The sequence below is a fragment of the Staphylococcus marylandisciuri genome, assembly GCF_025519785.1.
Classification (GTDB): Bacteria; Bacillota; Bacilli; order Staphylococcales; family Staphylococcaceae; genus Staphylococcus; species Staphylococcus marylandisciuri.
Genome location: NZ_JAOPKZ010000010.1, coordinates 1 through 15,128 on the forward strand (window position 1 = coordinate 1; position 15,128 = coordinate 15,128).

The following is a 15,128-nucleotide window of genomic DNA, read 5'->3' on the forward strand; positions in this document are numbered from 1 at the left end:
CCGAGGCTGAGACGGCACCCTAGGAAAGCGAGCCAATAATACGAAGTATGGAATATGAAGAAGCACTCAGATGAAATGAAATAAATCATCTGAGTGCTATTTTTTCTGGGATTTATGTCCCAGCCTCATTTCTTCGTATAACGAAGTTGTTACAGAATGACATATTACTTAATGCTCTATACTTAGAATTGGTTTATTTCTCAACCCAGTCAGTATGGAAGACACCTTCTCTATCTTTGCGCTCGTAAGTATGAGCTCCAAAATAATCGCGTTGTGCTTGTATTAAATTAGCAGGTAAATCTTCAGTTCGGTAGCTATCATAGTAATTTATACTTGCGGAGAATCCTGGAGTCGCAATACCATGTTGAATAGCTGTAGACGCTACTTCTCTCAAAGCACTTTGATAATGAGTAACAATATCTTTGAAGTAAGGGTCAAGTAAGAGATTATCTAAGTTGGCATCATTATCATAAGCTTCTTTTATCTTTTGTAAAAATTGTGCGCGTATGATACACCCCTCACGCCATATCATAGCAAGTTCACCTAACTGTAAATTCCAATCGTTTTCGACGCTAGCTCTTCGCATTTGCGCAAATCCTTGAGCATAAGAGCATATCTTACTCATATAAAGAGCTTTACGGATTTTTTCAAGAAATGCTTTTTTATCGCCGTTAAAAGTAACTTTAGGGCCTTCTAAATGTTTTGAGGCTTTCACGCGTTCTTCTTTGATAGATGAGATAAAGCGCGCGAATACAGATTCAGTTATGATTGTCAGTGGGATACCTAATTCTAACGCGTTGATAGAAGTCCATTTACCTGTACCTTTTTGGCCGGCGGTGTCTAGTATTTTTTCAACTAGCGGTTCATTTGTTTCCTTATCTATTTTAGTGAAAATATTACCTGTGATTTCAATTAAATAACTAGATAGCTCCCCACTATTCCACTCGCTGAAGGTATTAGAAATTTCTTCATGAGACATGCCTAATAAATCTTTCATCATAATATAACTCTCAGCAATAAGTTGCATGTCCGCGTATTCTATACCATTATGTACCATTTTGACATAATGCCCTGCTCCATTAGGACCTATATAAGACACACAAGGCGCGCCATCGTCTGCTTTAGCGGAAATCGAACGCAATATATCTTCCATTTTTTCAAAAGCTTGGCGCTGACCTCCAGGCATGAGGGACGGACCAGTTAGAGCACCTATTTCTCCACCTGAAACGCCCATACCGATGAAATTAATACCACTTTCAGCTAGATTTCTATTACGACGAATTGTATGTTCGTAATTAGTGTTACCACCATCGATTAGAATGTCATCATTATCTAATAATGGCAATAATTGATCGATCGTAGTATCTGTAGCTGGCCCTGCTTTAACCATGAGTAAAATTTTACGTGGTTTTTCTAGTGAGTTTACAAATTCTTCTAAAGAATAGGTAGGGTGAATGTTTTTACCTTGAGACTCTTTAACCATCTCTTCCGTTTTTTCAGGGGAGCGATTAAAGACTGAAACTCTGTAGCCACGTGATTCAATATTCCACGCTAAATTTTTACCCATCACCGCTAGTCCTACAACTCCAATTTGTTGTGCCATAATACTAACCTCTCTTGTATAAATTTTCGCTCTCATTGTACCATACCTTTAAGGCCTACTTCATGCTTTGCAACCAGAACTGTTTAATTCTATAATCTTTAATATCTGCCCGGTCAACAAATTAAGCGAATCAATAGCAATACGTTCAGATGTAGTATGGATGTTCTCATATCCCACTCCTAAGATAACTGTGGGAATGCCTAGAGAATTGAATATACTTCCATCTGATCCTCCTCCAGCTATCACTGTCTTAGGCACTAAATTCAATGACTTAGCAGCTGCCATAGCTAATTGAGTCACCGGAGCCTCAGGTGATATCTTGAATCCTGGATAGCTAACATTGGATTCAACATCTGCTGAAGTTCCATAATCGTTTGCTGTCTGCTCAAAGATGTTCTGCATATGATGAGCCTGATTAAGAACCCGACTTTCTTCATGAGAGCGCGTTTCTGCATAAATTTTTACTTTTTCAGCGACTATATTGGTAGCAGTCCCTCCTTCGAAACGACCTATATTAGCAGTGGTTAGTTCATCGATTTGTCCCAGCTTCATTCTACTAATAGCTTTAGCTGCGATATTAATGGCGCTAATACCTTTAGTGGGCGTGCTGGCATGAGCGGTTTTCCCATATATAACTGCATTAATTTTGGCTTGATAAGGAGCCCCAATAACAGTCGTGCCAACCGGTTGGCTTGCATCAACTGCATACCCGTACTTGGCTTTCAACAGACGGGAATTTAGCACTTTAGCTCCCAGCAAACCACCTTCTTCTGCTACAGTTAGTACAAATTGTACTGGTCCATGTGGTAGGTCTTGTTCTTGAATAACTTCTATTGTTTCTATTAAAGTAGCAAGTCCTGCTTTATCATCAGCGCCTAACACTGTGGTACCATCCGAATAAACATAGCCATCTTCTTTAATAATAGGATTAACATTCTTCCCCGGAACAACTGTATCCATATGACTAGTGAAATAAATTATCTCACAATCTTCGTAACCTTCTGTTGAGGGTAAAGTACAAACCAAATTATTAGCACCTAAACCATTCTCTTTTTGCGCTTCATCCTCTTCTATTTCTAATCCTAAGCGGGATAGTTTTGATTTCAGAAAAGACTGTATTTCAGCTTCATTTCCGGTTTCTGAATTTATTTTAACTAATTCGATAAATGTATTAAGTAATCTCTTGTTATTAATCAAGTAATCGCCTCCCAAAATAGATATAAATTTAGTCTAACTGAATTTGTATGCAAACTACAATGGGAGCGGGACAGAAATCTAAATTGAATAAAAAAGATTTCTGTCCCAGCCTCTAATAAGATCGACAAATAATATAAATAAACGTTATATGACGTGCTATAATGAAAGTATAAACATAAATTTATGTGGAGGAACATAGTATGAATAATAAAGTATTTAGAGTCATTATCATAGTAATGCTCATTGCTGTGATACTCGCGTTGTTACTTACAAGTTTAGTCCCTTTAGTGGGTAGTTAGATAATAAAAAGGACGAGGTCATAAACATTGATTTAGCGATAATAGCTTAACTCAATGTTTATGGTCTCGTCCCTCTTTTAAGAATTTTTAACATCGTTATGCATGCGTAGTGAGCCAAACTGGGATTTGATATTTAAATAAGCTTCCAATTCGTATAATATTTGCATAATACTAGCACGTGTTTCAAGTTCATCATGGGTCGTAGGTAAATCAGCTGATTTAATATGCAAACGAATTTGGTATAAAGAATGTAATCTGAGAGCAGTATAGTCATTGCTATTTACGTTAAGAGCAATTTCAGCCATCAATTCAGATAGTTCCTCTAAAGAATCATCACGAGTCACAATATGGTCTAACAGGTTAAAAATCCTCTTTAATAAATCAAGTTGCTCCTCGCGCATATCAAAGTAGTGATAGTATGAATTCTCATTTCTAACGAAGTGATTCTTAACATCTCTAAAAGCAAATGATTTAGCTTTTTTAATAACAAGTTGTAACTGTTCGATTTGCTTATCTATATATTTAGAGCGATCTCTTTCTTTCAACTGAGAACTAAAACCTTCGAAGATTTGAGCGAAACGGTCCTCAACATCCACCTTATACTTATTTAAGCCAGCGTCCATGCTAGGCATGATCAGATTCATTAGAAAAGCGATTCCTAAACCTACACACAAGAGTAAGATTTCATTTATAAATAAGTGTATATCAATAGTCTTGGCATTAAAAACGTGTAGAAGGATGACACAACTAGTTATGACCCCTTCTTGTACTTTAAATACAACAGTTAAAGGTATAAAAAGTAGAACGATGAGACCGACTACTAGAGCATGTTGGCCAAGCAAACCAAACGCAGACATACCAATCAACAATATCATTAAACAGGATACAAACCTAGAGAAGATCGCTTGCACAGAATGTATTTTAGTATGCTTAATACATAACACTACTAAAATGGCACTAGAAGCAAAATTATCTAATCCGAGCCATTTAGCGATAATAATGCCTAGCGCCATACCAATTGCCGTCTTAATCGTTCTAAACCCTATTCGGTAAGGATTTAAACTCAACATTTTGAGTTCCCCTATCTTTCCGCACAGTATTCATCGAAAAGATTTTGTAGCTGTGTGATAACATCCATAACTTCATGTCCTTCTATTTGATGTCGTTCTATCATAGCTTTTACTTCTCCATCTTTCACGAGGCCAAATGAAGGGCTTGATGGTGGATAACCTTCAAAATACTCTCGTGCTTGTTGAGTAGCTTCTTTATCTTGACCAGCGAATACTGTTACCAATCGGTCAGGTAGTTTATCGAAGTGTAAAGCATGTGAAGCGGCTGGTCTAGCTATACCGCCAGCACAACCACAAACAGAATTAACCATTACAAGCGTTGTACCTTTTTGGTTGAGCACCTGATCAACTTCATCTGCAGTGGTTAGTTGTTCATAACCAGCTTCTTCAATTTCATTACGAGCTTGTTCTACTACATCATTCATATATAAATCAAAATTTAAATCCATTCAATCAGCCTCCGTTGCAGTTTCATATACATATTCTACTAACTCATTAAGCAATCATCAATAAACATGTTTGTATTAATAAATACTCGTCTGGTTAATTGAATAGCTTTCGATCTTATCCTTTATCATTTGCATAAAACGACCAGCTAGTAGACCGTCGAGTATACGATGGTCTATGGATAAACAAAGGTTTACCATATGGCGAATTGCTATCATATCATCGATTACTACCGGTTTCTTAACGATAGATTCTACTTGTAATATTGCCGCCTGTGGGTGATTGATGATACCCATTGAAGATATAGAGCCAAATGTACCTGTACTATTAACCGTAAAGGTGCCTCCCTTCATATCTTCAGAAGTGAGTTCATTATTGCGTGCTTTATTAGCTAAGTCATTGATTTCTTTAGCTATACCTTTAATCGATTTCTCGTCAGCGTGTTTAATGACCGGCACATACAATTTATTTTCATCCGCCACCGCTATAGAAATATTGATGTCTTTATTAACTTTGATTTCATCCTCATGCCAGCTACTATTAAGCATTGGATATGATTTAAGTGTTTCGGCCACTGCTTTTATAAAGAAAGCAAAATAGGTTAGATTAAAGCCTTCGTTGTGCTTGAAAGTGTCTTTATAGTGATTTCTAGTTTGCACAAGTTGCGTTGCATCAGCTTCAACCATCATCCAAGCATGAGGAATTTCAGTAGAACTTTTAACCATATTCTGGGCAATCTGTTTACGGATGCCAGTGACTGGTATAGAGTCTCCACCTTCAGATATATGAACGTCCTCCTTCTTATCCGTAGTGGAATCAAATTGAGTTTGCTTGTCTGATGAATCTTGATTTGAGGATTGCGAAATTAATTTCTGAATGTCTTTTTTAGTAACCCGTCCTTCAAAGCCGGTACCGACCACCTCGGATAAATTGATGTTATGTTCACTCGCCAATCTAAAGACGACTGGCGAATATCTTCCATTATTTTTAGGTTGAGAAGTTTCTACATCATTATTATTAAAAGTATTTTTTCTTAAATTATCATAGCTAGTTGAATCTTCTTGTTCATCGCGCTGAGTATGTGAGGATTGATTATCTTTTTCTTCCGTAATCTCAGCGTTAGAATGAGTAACCTCTTCTTCAGTGTCTAAATGACAAATGACACTTCCTACTTTAACGGTATCGCCTTCGCCTACAACAATAGAGGTGATCGTTCCAGCATGAGTTGAGGGGACTTCAGCTGTAACTTTATCTGTAATTACTTCACAGATCGGGTCATACTCTTCTACTTGTTCTCCCTCTGCTACAAGCCATTGTTCAATTGTGCCTTCATGCACGCTTTCACCTAACTTAGGCATTTTAAGTTCCATCGTTGAACCTCCTTAGAATTCTGCTAACTCACGCATTTTTTTCTTAATCTTATCTGGATTGATCATAAACTCATCTTCAAGGGGTGGAGAAAAAGGCATTGAAGGCACGTCAGGACCAGCTAATCTCATTATGGGAGCGTCTAAGTCAAAGAGACAATGCTCAGCAATAATTGCAGACACTTCAGACATCACACTACCTTCTAAATTGTCTTCGGTAACTAATAAAATTTTACCAGTATTTTTAGCACGCTGAATGATCGTCTCTTTATCTAATGGGTAAACTGTTCTTAAGTCCACTACTTCTATACTGATTCCTTCTTCTTCAAGAGCATCAGCGGCTTGAATGCTATAATTAACGCAGAGACCATATGTAAAAACTGTTAAATCCTCGCCATGTCGTTTGATGTCTGCTTTGCCCAGCGGTACTGTGTAGTACTCCTCAGGGACTTCCTCTTTTAACAGTCGATATGCTTTCTTGTGTTCAAAGTATAGCACTGGATCATTTGACTCAATAGAAGAAAGTAACAAACCTTTCGCATCATAAGGAGAGGAAGGTATGACGACTGTGAGTCCTGGAGTTGACGCGAAGACACTTTCAATACTTTGAGAATGATACAATGCACCATGTATGCCCCCTCCGAAAGGAGAACGCACTGTAATTGGGGATTGCCAATCATTATTAGAGCGGTACCGTATTTTAGCTGCTTCACTCATTATTTGATTAGTAGCTGGCAGTATATATTCTGCGAATTGAATTTCTGCTACAGGTCTTTTACCTAACATAGCAGCGCCAATAGCCGTCCCCACTATATTTGACTCTGCTAATGGAGTGTCAATAACACGTTCTATGCCGAATTTCTCTTGTAGACCCGACGTAACACCAAAAACGCCGCCTTTTTTACCGACATCTTCGCCCAATATAAATACGTTATTATCTTTTTCCATTGCTTGTTCTAGAGCTTGATGTATAGCCTCTAAATAGGATAGTTTACTCATCAGATAGAGCTCCTTTCGTCATAGACATGTGTATAGGTTTCTTGGGCGTCTGGATAAGGCGCTTTTTCAGCTTCTTTGGTTGCTTGGTTAACAATACTCTTATGTTCCTTCTCCAAGTCAGCCAACCACTCTTCGCTAATCATATTATGTTCTAATAAATAGTTTTTAAACCTTATATTGCAATCCAAATCTTTAAGACCATCACGTACCTCTTGAGATCTATATTTGTCATCATCGTCAGAAGAGTGAGGCGTCATGCGTGTACACAGAGCTTCGATGAGGGTAGAGCCTTCCCCTTTAATAGCGCGCTCTCTTGCTTCTTTCATTGCTTTATACATTGCAATGGGATCGTTGCCATCTACTTGCTCCCCATGGATACCGTAGCCAAGCGCACGATCTGATAGTTTTTCAGCGCTGTATTGCAAATTATCAGGCACTGAAATGGCGTATTTATTATTTTCGATAACGCAGATGAATGGGAGTTTATGAACTCCAGCAAAGTTTAGACCTTCGTGGAAATCACCTTGATTGGAACTTCCTTCTCCAACAGTGGTGATAGCAATATTAGATTTTCGATCCATCTTTAAGGATAAAGCTGCTCCTACTGCATGTAATATTTGAGTTCCTACTGGCGAACTTTGAGATAATATACCCAAGGACTTCTGACTGAAATGAGAAGGCATTTGCTTACCACCAGAATTGATGTCATCCCTTTTACCGAAGGCAGAAAGCATCGTATCTAATGGTGTCATACCTAGATAGGTAACGAATGCTAAATCACGATAATAAGGGGAAGATATGTCCCCTTCTTTCATAGCGTACGCCATACCTATTTGTGTAGCTTCTTGTCCTTGACAACTTATAACGAAAGGGATCTTACCTGCTCGATTTAATAGCCACATTCTTTCATCAATTTTTCGACCTAAATCCATCCACTTATACATTGTTTTTAAGTCTTCTTCGCTTAGCCCTACACTTTTGTAGTCTATCATCGGTTTTCCTCCTTCAGATATGGATTGCTCTCTTTTCAATGTTTAAACCTAACTCACTCAATACTTCTGAGAGTGATGGATGAGCATGTGTAGTTAACCCTAATTCCAGTGCAGAACCATTCATAAACGATAACAGTGAAATTTCATTGATAAGTTCGGTTACGTGAGGTCCAATCATTGCTATACCAAGAATTTCTTTATCTGTCGCATTATAGACTACTTCGCAGAAAGCGCTTTGTAGATCCAAACTCTCAATAACTGCTTTACCGATAGCTCTAAAAGGAACCTTTGCAGTTTTAACTTCATATCCTTGTTTTTTTGCTTCTTCATATGTTAATCCGATCGCTGCCATTTCAGGCGCTGTATAAATACAACGCGGCATTTGTGAGTAATTCACTGATAGCGGTGAAGCGTCAAACATATGTTCAACAGCTGTGATAGCTTCTTTGCTACCTACATGAGCAAGTTGTAACTGTCCAATACAATCACCAGCTGCATAGATGTGATTATCTGCTGTTTGCTGGTAATCATTCACTTTAATAAAGCCTTGCTCATCCGTTGAAATATGAGTGTTTTGCAAACCGATGTCAGCTGTATTCGGTTGTCTTCCTATAGCAACTAGACATTTGTCAAATACTTGAGGTTCTTCATTGATATATATTTCAATGCTTTGGTCTTTAACAATTACATCATCTTCAGTGAGTTTCGTATTTTCAATTATCGTAACGCCTTTATCTTCGAGAGCGCGTTTTAGTGATCTTGCTATCGTGTTACTTTCACTAGGCAGGATACGCTCGCATGCTTCAATAACGGTTACATCTACTTGTAAGTCGTTGAGTAATGAAGCAAATTCTAAACCAATTACGCCTCCCCCAATGATGACTATGGACTGAGGTAACTGTTGTAAATTGAGAAGGTCATCACTTGATAACACTGTTGTATGATCAAATGGAATAAACGGCAAAGCAGTTGGCTTAGACCCTGTGGAAATAAGTACATAATCATTCGGTATCAACGTTGAATCGCCATCTTCATATTCCACTGAAATCGTACCGCTTCTAGGAGAAAATATAGATGGTCCAAGTATTCTTCCATATCCATTAAATACATCGATGGCGTTATTATTCATTAATTGCTCAATGCCTCGAAACATTTGTTGTACTATTTCTTCTTTCCTAGCCATCATCTTTTGGAAGCTAAAATTAAATTCATTGACATTAACGCCGAAATCAGTAGCGTTTTTAACAGTTGTAGCCACTTCTGCTGATTTGAGAAGTGCTTTCGTAGGTATACAACCTTTATGTAAACAAGTCCCACCTAGTAAGTCATTTTCAACGAGAGCAACTTTCTTACCAAGTTGCGATGCTCTGATAGCAGCCACGTAACCAGCAGTTCCGCCGCCTAATACTACTAAATCATATTGTTCTTCTGCCATAACAGTTCTCCAATCTAATAAATTAGCAATGAGTGATTAAAAATCAATAAAGTTGAATATAATTTATACGTTTTCTTAGCGATATCTATTTAAGACTCACTACTATTCTAAATAAACTCGGAAGTTCTTTTTCACTCTTATAGAGCTTGAACCTTTAAAAAACGTCTAACAATGTCTTATGTAAGTTTAATCAAAGATATTAGAACTAATAATCATATTTATTTTACAATATAAAGTAATAATATAAAATTATTAAAGCTTATAAATTCCATTTATGATATAAGAGCGGAACACATTTAAAATAAAAATAGTCGTCCCGCTCTAATTAAGACGAAGTTAAAGTAAAAAGACTTTTTAAAGTTTATGATTTTGCTCGATCATTTCCTTTGCATTTTGGCGGGTTAATTCAGTTACGTTTGCCCCAGATATCATCCGAGCAACTTCATCTATTCGTGTTTCATCAATTAATTCTTCTACTTTAGTAGTTGTTCTATCATCTAACGTATCTTTAGATATTAATAGATGGTGATCACTCATGCTAGCAACTTGAGGGAGATGAGAAATACAAATAACTTGGATGTAGTTTGCTAAATCACGCATTTTTTCTGCCATTTTTTGTGCGGCTTGTCCTGATACACCTGAATCAACTTCATCAAAAAGTATAGCGGTTTGGCCACGTGATTTCACAAAGATAGTCTTTAAAGCTAACATGATACGTGAAAGTTCGCCACCAGACGCGATTTTATTTAAACTTTTTAAAGGCTCACCTTTATTTGGGCTTATTAGAAATTCGATAAATTCTATTCCTTCGCGATTCGGTTCATCCAAAGGCTTAAAAGAGATTTCTAGATTTGCATCTTTCATCTGTAAGTTTTGAATCTCATCAACAATGTGATCTCTTAACGTTTGAGCTACCTGACGCCGAGCTTTCGATAAATCTTTTCCTATTGTAATGACTTGATGGTAGAGTTCAGATATTTCTTTACGTAACTGAGAGGTGCTTGCTTCATAATTCTCGATTTTATTAATTTCACTTTCAATTTTCTCTTGATAAGTAATTAATTCACTAACATCTTTACCATATTTTCGTTTTAAATTGTTGAGTAAGTTCATACGTGATTCTAATTCGTTTAAATATTGTTCATCAAATTCGGTGTTAGTTAGTTCATCGTATAACTGGTGTTTAGCATCTTCTAAAGTATAGTAAAATTGATCAATTTCCTCTTTTAATGAGTCATATTTTTCAGGTAGAATTTGGTTAATCGTATCAAGTTGATTGCTCAACTCATAAAGCCGATCTGTAATTGCATGCTCATCTGTTAATGTAAGATGAGCATTATTAAGAGCAAGATTTAGGTTTTCAGAATTTTTAATGCGGTTGATATCTGCTTCTAACTGCTCGACTTCATTCTCTTTTAAGTGTGCTTCTTTGAGCTCATCATTTTGAAATTTCAACAGGTCTAAGCGTTGCAATAATGCTTGGTCTGCTGATTCTAAATCTGACAGTTCTCTCTTTTTACTTATATACTTATCATAAGTTGTAGTATATTGATCTAACAACTCTTGATAACTGCCTTCAGAATAGTTATCAAGTAATTGTAAATGATATTTTTGTTTCAACAGTGTTTGTGTTTCGTGTTGACCGTGGATATCTAGTAATTCTTGCATTACTTTTCTCAACACAGCTAAAGTAACTACTTGATTATTGATACGACAAATACTTTTACCAGTGCTGAAAATTTCTCTCTTAACTAATAAGAAATCTTCTTCAACATCAATCGACAAGTCTTCTAGTATGCTAATAGCATCTTTACTATCATCTATATCAAATATACCTTCAATAATAGCCTTTTTCTCGCCATGACGCACATAATCAGAAGAAGCTCGCATACCTATTAATTGACCAATAGCATCGATAATTATAGATTTACCAGCACCCGTTTCACCACTGAGTACAGTGAGACCATCAGAGAATTGAATTTCAAGCGTATCTATAATAGCAAATTGTTTAATAGATAAGGTTTGTAACATGAATTGTTCACTTCCTTATTCTTATAATAAATTAAAGATTCTTGTCTTAGTAGTTTCGCTTGCTGCTTTGTCTCTGCAAATAATCAAGCATGTATCATCACCGCAAATCGTACCTAATACTTCGTCCCAATCTATCTGATCTAAGATGGCTCCTATCGATTGAGCGTTACCAGGCAAAGTCTTAAGTACTAATAAATTGTTAGATTCGTCAATATTTACAAAGGAATCCATTAAATAGCGACCTAACTTTTCTAAAGGATGGTATTTGCGATCATTTGGTAAGCTATATACATATTGACCTGTAGGTGTAGGCACCTTTATTAATTGAAGCTCTTTAATATCCCTTGATACAGTAGCTTGAGTGACGTTAAGCTCAAATTCATTTAAACGTCGTACGAGTTCGTCTTGAGTTTCGATCTTTTCATTAGAAATTATTTCACGTATTTTAATGTGACGCACTGACTTTTTTGCCATCCTGTCCACCTCTTTAACGAATATTTATACATTAATTTTAGCATATTGATCATCGTTCTACTACTGATGAAATTTTAAGCTTCATAAAGCTTTAGAGAAGTTATGATAATACTTTATGCTAATGTCATTAGACGCATAGAGATGTATATTTAAAGATATAACAAATACTTACTTCAAATCTTATAATGATCTAGAGTTATCAATAAAACCCAGTTTTCTGATTTAAACATAGTAGAAAACTGGGTCATATAAGACAAGATTGTAGTTAGTAATAGTTCTTATTAATGATCACGATTAGCAAACAGGTCTACTATTTCACTAAGATTGCTAACATCATAGTCTCTTTCTATTTCATTTAAGATTGATTTAGCTGCTACTGCTTCATCGTTTAGTTTTTCTTCTGCACCCTTTTTACCTAGTAGAGAAACATAAGTACTCTTATGATTTGAAACGTCGCTCCCTACCGATTTACCTAACTTATCTTCATCTCCGTAGACGTCTAGTAAATCATCTTTAATCTGAAACATTAAGCCGAGATGTTCACTGAAGCGTTCTAATGACTGAGCGATGTGATTATTGGGCTGAGCGATATCTACTGCGGCCATAACAGCAAACTTTAATAAGGCTCCTGTCTTAGTTTTATGGATGAGTTGTAATGTTTCTAAGTCGATCTCTTTATTCTCACTTTCCATATCAAGTACTTGGCCGCCTACCATTCCCATATGACCGCTAGCTTCAGATAATCGTTTAATAATTTGAATCCTCACTTCTGTAGCAAGAAGATGATCATTGCTAATAAGTTGAAAAGCTTTAGTTAAAAGTGCATCGCCAGCTAATATTGCTTTCCATTCACCGAATACCTTGTGATTCGTCAATTGACCACGTCTATAATCATCATCATCCATAGAGGGTAGATCATCATGTATAAGAGAATAGGTATGTATCATTTCTAAAGCTAGAGCAGTCTGCATACCATAATGGATATCCTTATTTAAAGTTTGAAGAGTTAATAGAGTGAGTAAAGGACGAATTCTCTTACCACCAGCTTCTAATGAATATTGCATACTTTCTTCTAGGTTAGTCCCTAAAAAAGAAGAAGGAACGATTTGCTTCAATTCATCATTAATTAATGAAATATACTTATTCATTTGTGGATTCATAGTTCTGTTCATCCTCATTAGAAGCATCATTTTCTTCTTTAATAAGTTCATTGACTTTCTTCTCAGCATTTTTGAGCGTCTCTTCACATGAAGCAGATAATTTCATTCCTCGTTGATACAAGTCTAGAGATTCCTCTAAAGAAACCGTCTCATCATCAAGTTTTTGAACAATATTTTCTAATTCACTCATCATTTCTTCGAAGCTTTGTTTCTTTTCACTCATCTTTACACCTAACTTCCTCTACTTTAGTTTCGACTGTGCCATCTTTCATTTCAAGAAATAATCGGTCGCCGTTATTGATATCATGCGTACTAGTTACAACATTATCCTCTTTTTTTGCAATAGCGTACCCTCTCAGCATAGTATTGGTTGGGCTTAAGTTATTTAGCAATTCTACTTGATGTTGTAGCTTATGTTTACTATTAGTTAGCTTAAGGCGCAATAGATTGATTAACGCATCATGGAGTCTAACCTGTTCAGCTTTATTATTGGATAATTCATTTAATAATAATTTTACATTTAATTTTTGTGAAATTATATTAAAATGATGGTGCGTTTGAGAAATTCTCAATTTAACATTATAAATAAGTTGTTTCTCTAATTCGTCTCTACGCTGTATTTGTTGATCATACAGGAGAGTAGGAGTTTGAAGCTTATAATAAGACGTCGTATGTTCTAAATGTTTTCGATAGCTCTTTAAGTTCTGTTGAACAGCACGTGAGAGGTTGAGTTGCATTTGTTTGATTCTTTGCGTAATATCAAATTGATCTGGCGTGGCCATCACTGCCGCCTGTGTAGGAGTGGCTGCTCGAGCATCGGCAACGAAATCACTTATGGTAAAATCTGTCTCATGACCAACTGCAGAAATTATAGGAGTCTTACATGCGTAGATGGTTCTGGCAACTTCTTCTTCATTGAAGTTCCATAAATCTTCTATGGAGCCCCCACCTCGTCCTACGATAATAATATCTACCCCAAGTTGGTCAGCATATTTTAAGTTTTTAATTATATCATCTTTAGCTTGTTGGCCCTGTACGAGTGTACTGATGTGAATTTGTTCTGCTAAAGGGTAACGATTATTCAATGTAGAGTGTATATCACGTATTGCTGCGCCTGTATTAGCTGTAAGTACCGCTATTTTAGTAGGATAAGTTGGGAGCGGTTTCTTAGCACTGTTATCAAATAGCCCTTCTTTATTCAGTTTTTTCTTCAATTGTTCTAAACGCTGATATAGATTACCTACACCGTCTTGATGCATTTTATTAACATAAATTTGATAGTTCCCTCTTTTTTCGAACACCGAAACTCTAGCTTCGATTAAGACTTGATCTCCTTCTTTAGGATCGAAATCTAATTTTGACGCATTCCCTTTAAACATCATAGCATTGATAACGCTTTGATCGTCTTTCACATTGAAATATAAATGTCCGCTAGAATGACGTTTGAAGTTAGAAAGCTCTCCTTTAATAAGGACAGATTGTAAATGTGGATCACGGTCAAATTTATACTTAATATATTTAGTTAACGTTGAAACAGATAAATAATTAGACATGTAGGCACCACACTTTACTTAATATTACTTAAGACTCCGTTGATGAATTTATGATGATTCTCATCGCTAAATTGTTTAGCTAATTCTACAGCTTCATTTATAACAACTTTTGGTGGTGTTTCTCCATTGAGAAGTTCAAAGGTAGACATTCTTAAGATAATTCTATCTGTTTTTAAGAGACGCTCTAAGGTCCAATCTTTCAAATGAGGTTTTATATTGTTATCTAACACGCTTTCGTGGTCTTTCACACCAGTAACCAGCCAATGTATAAAGTCAAAATCTACTTCCGTGTTTTCATCTTTAATAAAATCGATCGCCTCGTTAATAGTTAAATCTGTGTTTTCAACTTCTAATTGAAATAGAGTTTGGAATGCTTGAATTCTTGATTCTTTACGACTCATGTTAAACTCCTTCAAATTTTGAATTTTGGTATTAAAGTGAGATAAATATCAATTTGATCTCAGAGACTCACCTTTAAGGATGTGTTTACCTAAGAGTGCT

The 15,128-nt window shown here is 36.2% G+C and carries 15 protein-coding genes; 1 reads left to right on the forward strand and 14 read right to left on the reverse strand.

All coding sequences use genetic code 11. The features are described 5' to 3' along the window. Positions 1-193 precede the first annotated feature (193 nt). Positions 194-1,603, reverse strand: coding sequence for an NADP-dependent phosphogluconate dehydrogenase (gnd, locus tag N9R04_RS06635; protein WP_262855888.1), 1,410 nt, complete (start codon positions 1,601-1,603; stop codon positions 194-196). 60 nt (positions 1,604-1,663) lie between these two features. Next, positions 1,664-2,800 carry a M20/M25/M40 family metallo-hydrolase gene (locus N9R04_RS06640; protein ID WP_262855889.1) on the reverse strand — a complete coding sequence of 379 codons (1,137 nt, stop codon included), beginning with the start codon at positions 2,798-2,800 and terminating at the stop codon, positions 1,664-1,666. Between the two features lie 200 nt (positions 2,801-3,000). Between N9R04_RS06640 and prli42 the strand changes: the two genes are divergently transcribed. Next, a complete protein-coding gene (gene prli42 / locus N9R04_RS06645; RefSeq protein WP_262855890.1) occupies positions 3,001-3,099 on the forward strand; it encodes a stressosome-associated protein Prli42 in 99 nt (32 codons plus the stop codon). A gap of 77 nt (positions 3,100-3,176) precedes the next feature. Here the strand turns inward: prli42 and N9R04_RS06650 are convergent, their stop codons facing one another. The 12 genes from N9R04_RS06650 to nusB all read right to left on the reverse strand — a co-directional run bounded on the left by N9R04_RS06650 (position 3,177) and on the right by nusB (position 15,028). After that, a complete protein-coding gene (locus tag N9R04_RS06650; protein WP_262855891.1) occupies positions 3,177-4,169 on the reverse strand; it encodes an aromatic acid exporter family protein in 993 nt (330 codons plus the stop codon). An 11-nt stretch (positions 4,170-4,180) separates the two neighbouring features. Next, positions 4,181-4,618, reverse strand: a complete 438-nt coding sequence (gene brxB, locus N9R04_RS06655) for a bacilliredoxin BrxB (RefSeq protein ID WP_262855892.1) — start codon at positions 4,616-4,618, stop codon at positions 4,181-4,183. A 75-nt stretch (positions 4,619-4,693) separates the two neighbouring features. Next, on the reverse strand, positions 4,694-5,986 hold the full coding sequence (locus tag N9R04_RS06660) for a dihydrolipoamide acetyltransferase family protein (RefSeq protein ID WP_262855893.1): 1,293 nt from the start codon (positions 5,984-5,986) through the stop codon (positions 4,694-4,696). 12 nt (positions 5,987-5,998) lie between these two features. Beyond that, complete coding sequence (locus N9R04_RS06665; RefSeq protein WP_262855894.1) at positions 5,999-6,982, reverse strand: alpha-ketoacid dehydrogenase subunit beta; 984 nt, start codon at positions 6,980-6,982, stop codon at positions 5,999-6,001. Beyond that, on the reverse strand, positions 6,982-7,974 hold the full coding sequence (locus N9R04_RS06670; RefSeq protein WP_262855895.1) for a thiamine pyrophosphate-dependent dehydrogenase E1 component subunit alpha: 993 nt from the start codon (positions 7,972-7,974) through the stop codon (positions 6,982-6,984). Before N9R04_RS06670 ends, N9R04_RS06665 begins: the two co-directional genes overlap by 1 nt. Before the next feature lie 13 nt (positions 7,975-7,987). After that, complete coding sequence (lpdA, locus tag N9R04_RS06675; RefSeq protein WP_262855896.1) at positions 7,988-9,409, reverse strand: dihydrolipoyl dehydrogenase; 1,422 nt, start codon at positions 9,407-9,409, stop codon at positions 7,988-7,990. A gap of 354 nt (positions 9,410-9,763) precedes the next feature. Beyond that, positions 9,764-11,440, reverse strand: coding sequence for a DNA repair protein RecN (recN, locus tag N9R04_RS06680; protein ID WP_262855897.1), 1,677 nt, complete (start codon positions 11,438-11,440; stop codon positions 9,764-9,766). A gap of 21 nt (positions 11,441-11,461) precedes the next feature. Beyond that, the gene (gene ahrC / locus N9R04_RS06685; RefSeq protein WP_262855898.1) at positions 11,462-11,914 is read right to left on the reverse strand and encodes a transcriptional regulator AhrC/ArgR; all 453 of its coding nucleotides are present in this window, start codon (positions 11,912-11,914) and stop codon (positions 11,462-11,464) included. A 281-nt stretch (positions 11,915-12,195) separates the two neighbouring features. Further along, positions 12,196-13,074, reverse strand: coding sequence for a polyprenyl synthetase family protein (locus N9R04_RS06690; protein WP_373316347.1), 879 nt, complete (start codon positions 13,072-13,074; stop codon positions 12,196-12,198). Then, on the reverse strand, positions 13,055-13,297 hold the full coding sequence (locus N9R04_RS06695) for an exodeoxyribonuclease VII small subunit (RefSeq protein WP_262855899.1): 243 nt from the start codon (positions 13,295-13,297) through the stop codon (positions 13,055-13,057). Before N9R04_RS06695 ends, N9R04_RS06690 begins: the two co-directional genes overlap by 20 nt. Beyond that, positions 13,290-14,627 carry an exodeoxyribonuclease VII large subunit gene (gene xseA, locus N9R04_RS06700; protein ID WP_262855900.1) on the reverse strand — a complete coding sequence of 446 codons (1,338 nt, stop codon included), beginning with the start codon at positions 14,625-14,627 and terminating at the stop codon, positions 13,290-13,292. The genes N9R04_RS06695 and xseA overlap by 8 nt, the downstream gene beginning before the upstream one ends. A gap of 14 nt (positions 14,628-14,641) precedes the next feature. Further along, positions 14,642-15,028, reverse strand: a complete 387-nt coding sequence (nusB, locus tag N9R04_RS06705) for a transcription antitermination factor NusB (protein ID WP_262855901.1) — start codon at positions 15,026-15,028, stop codon at positions 14,642-14,644. Positions 15,029-15,128: the final 100 nt, after the last annotated feature.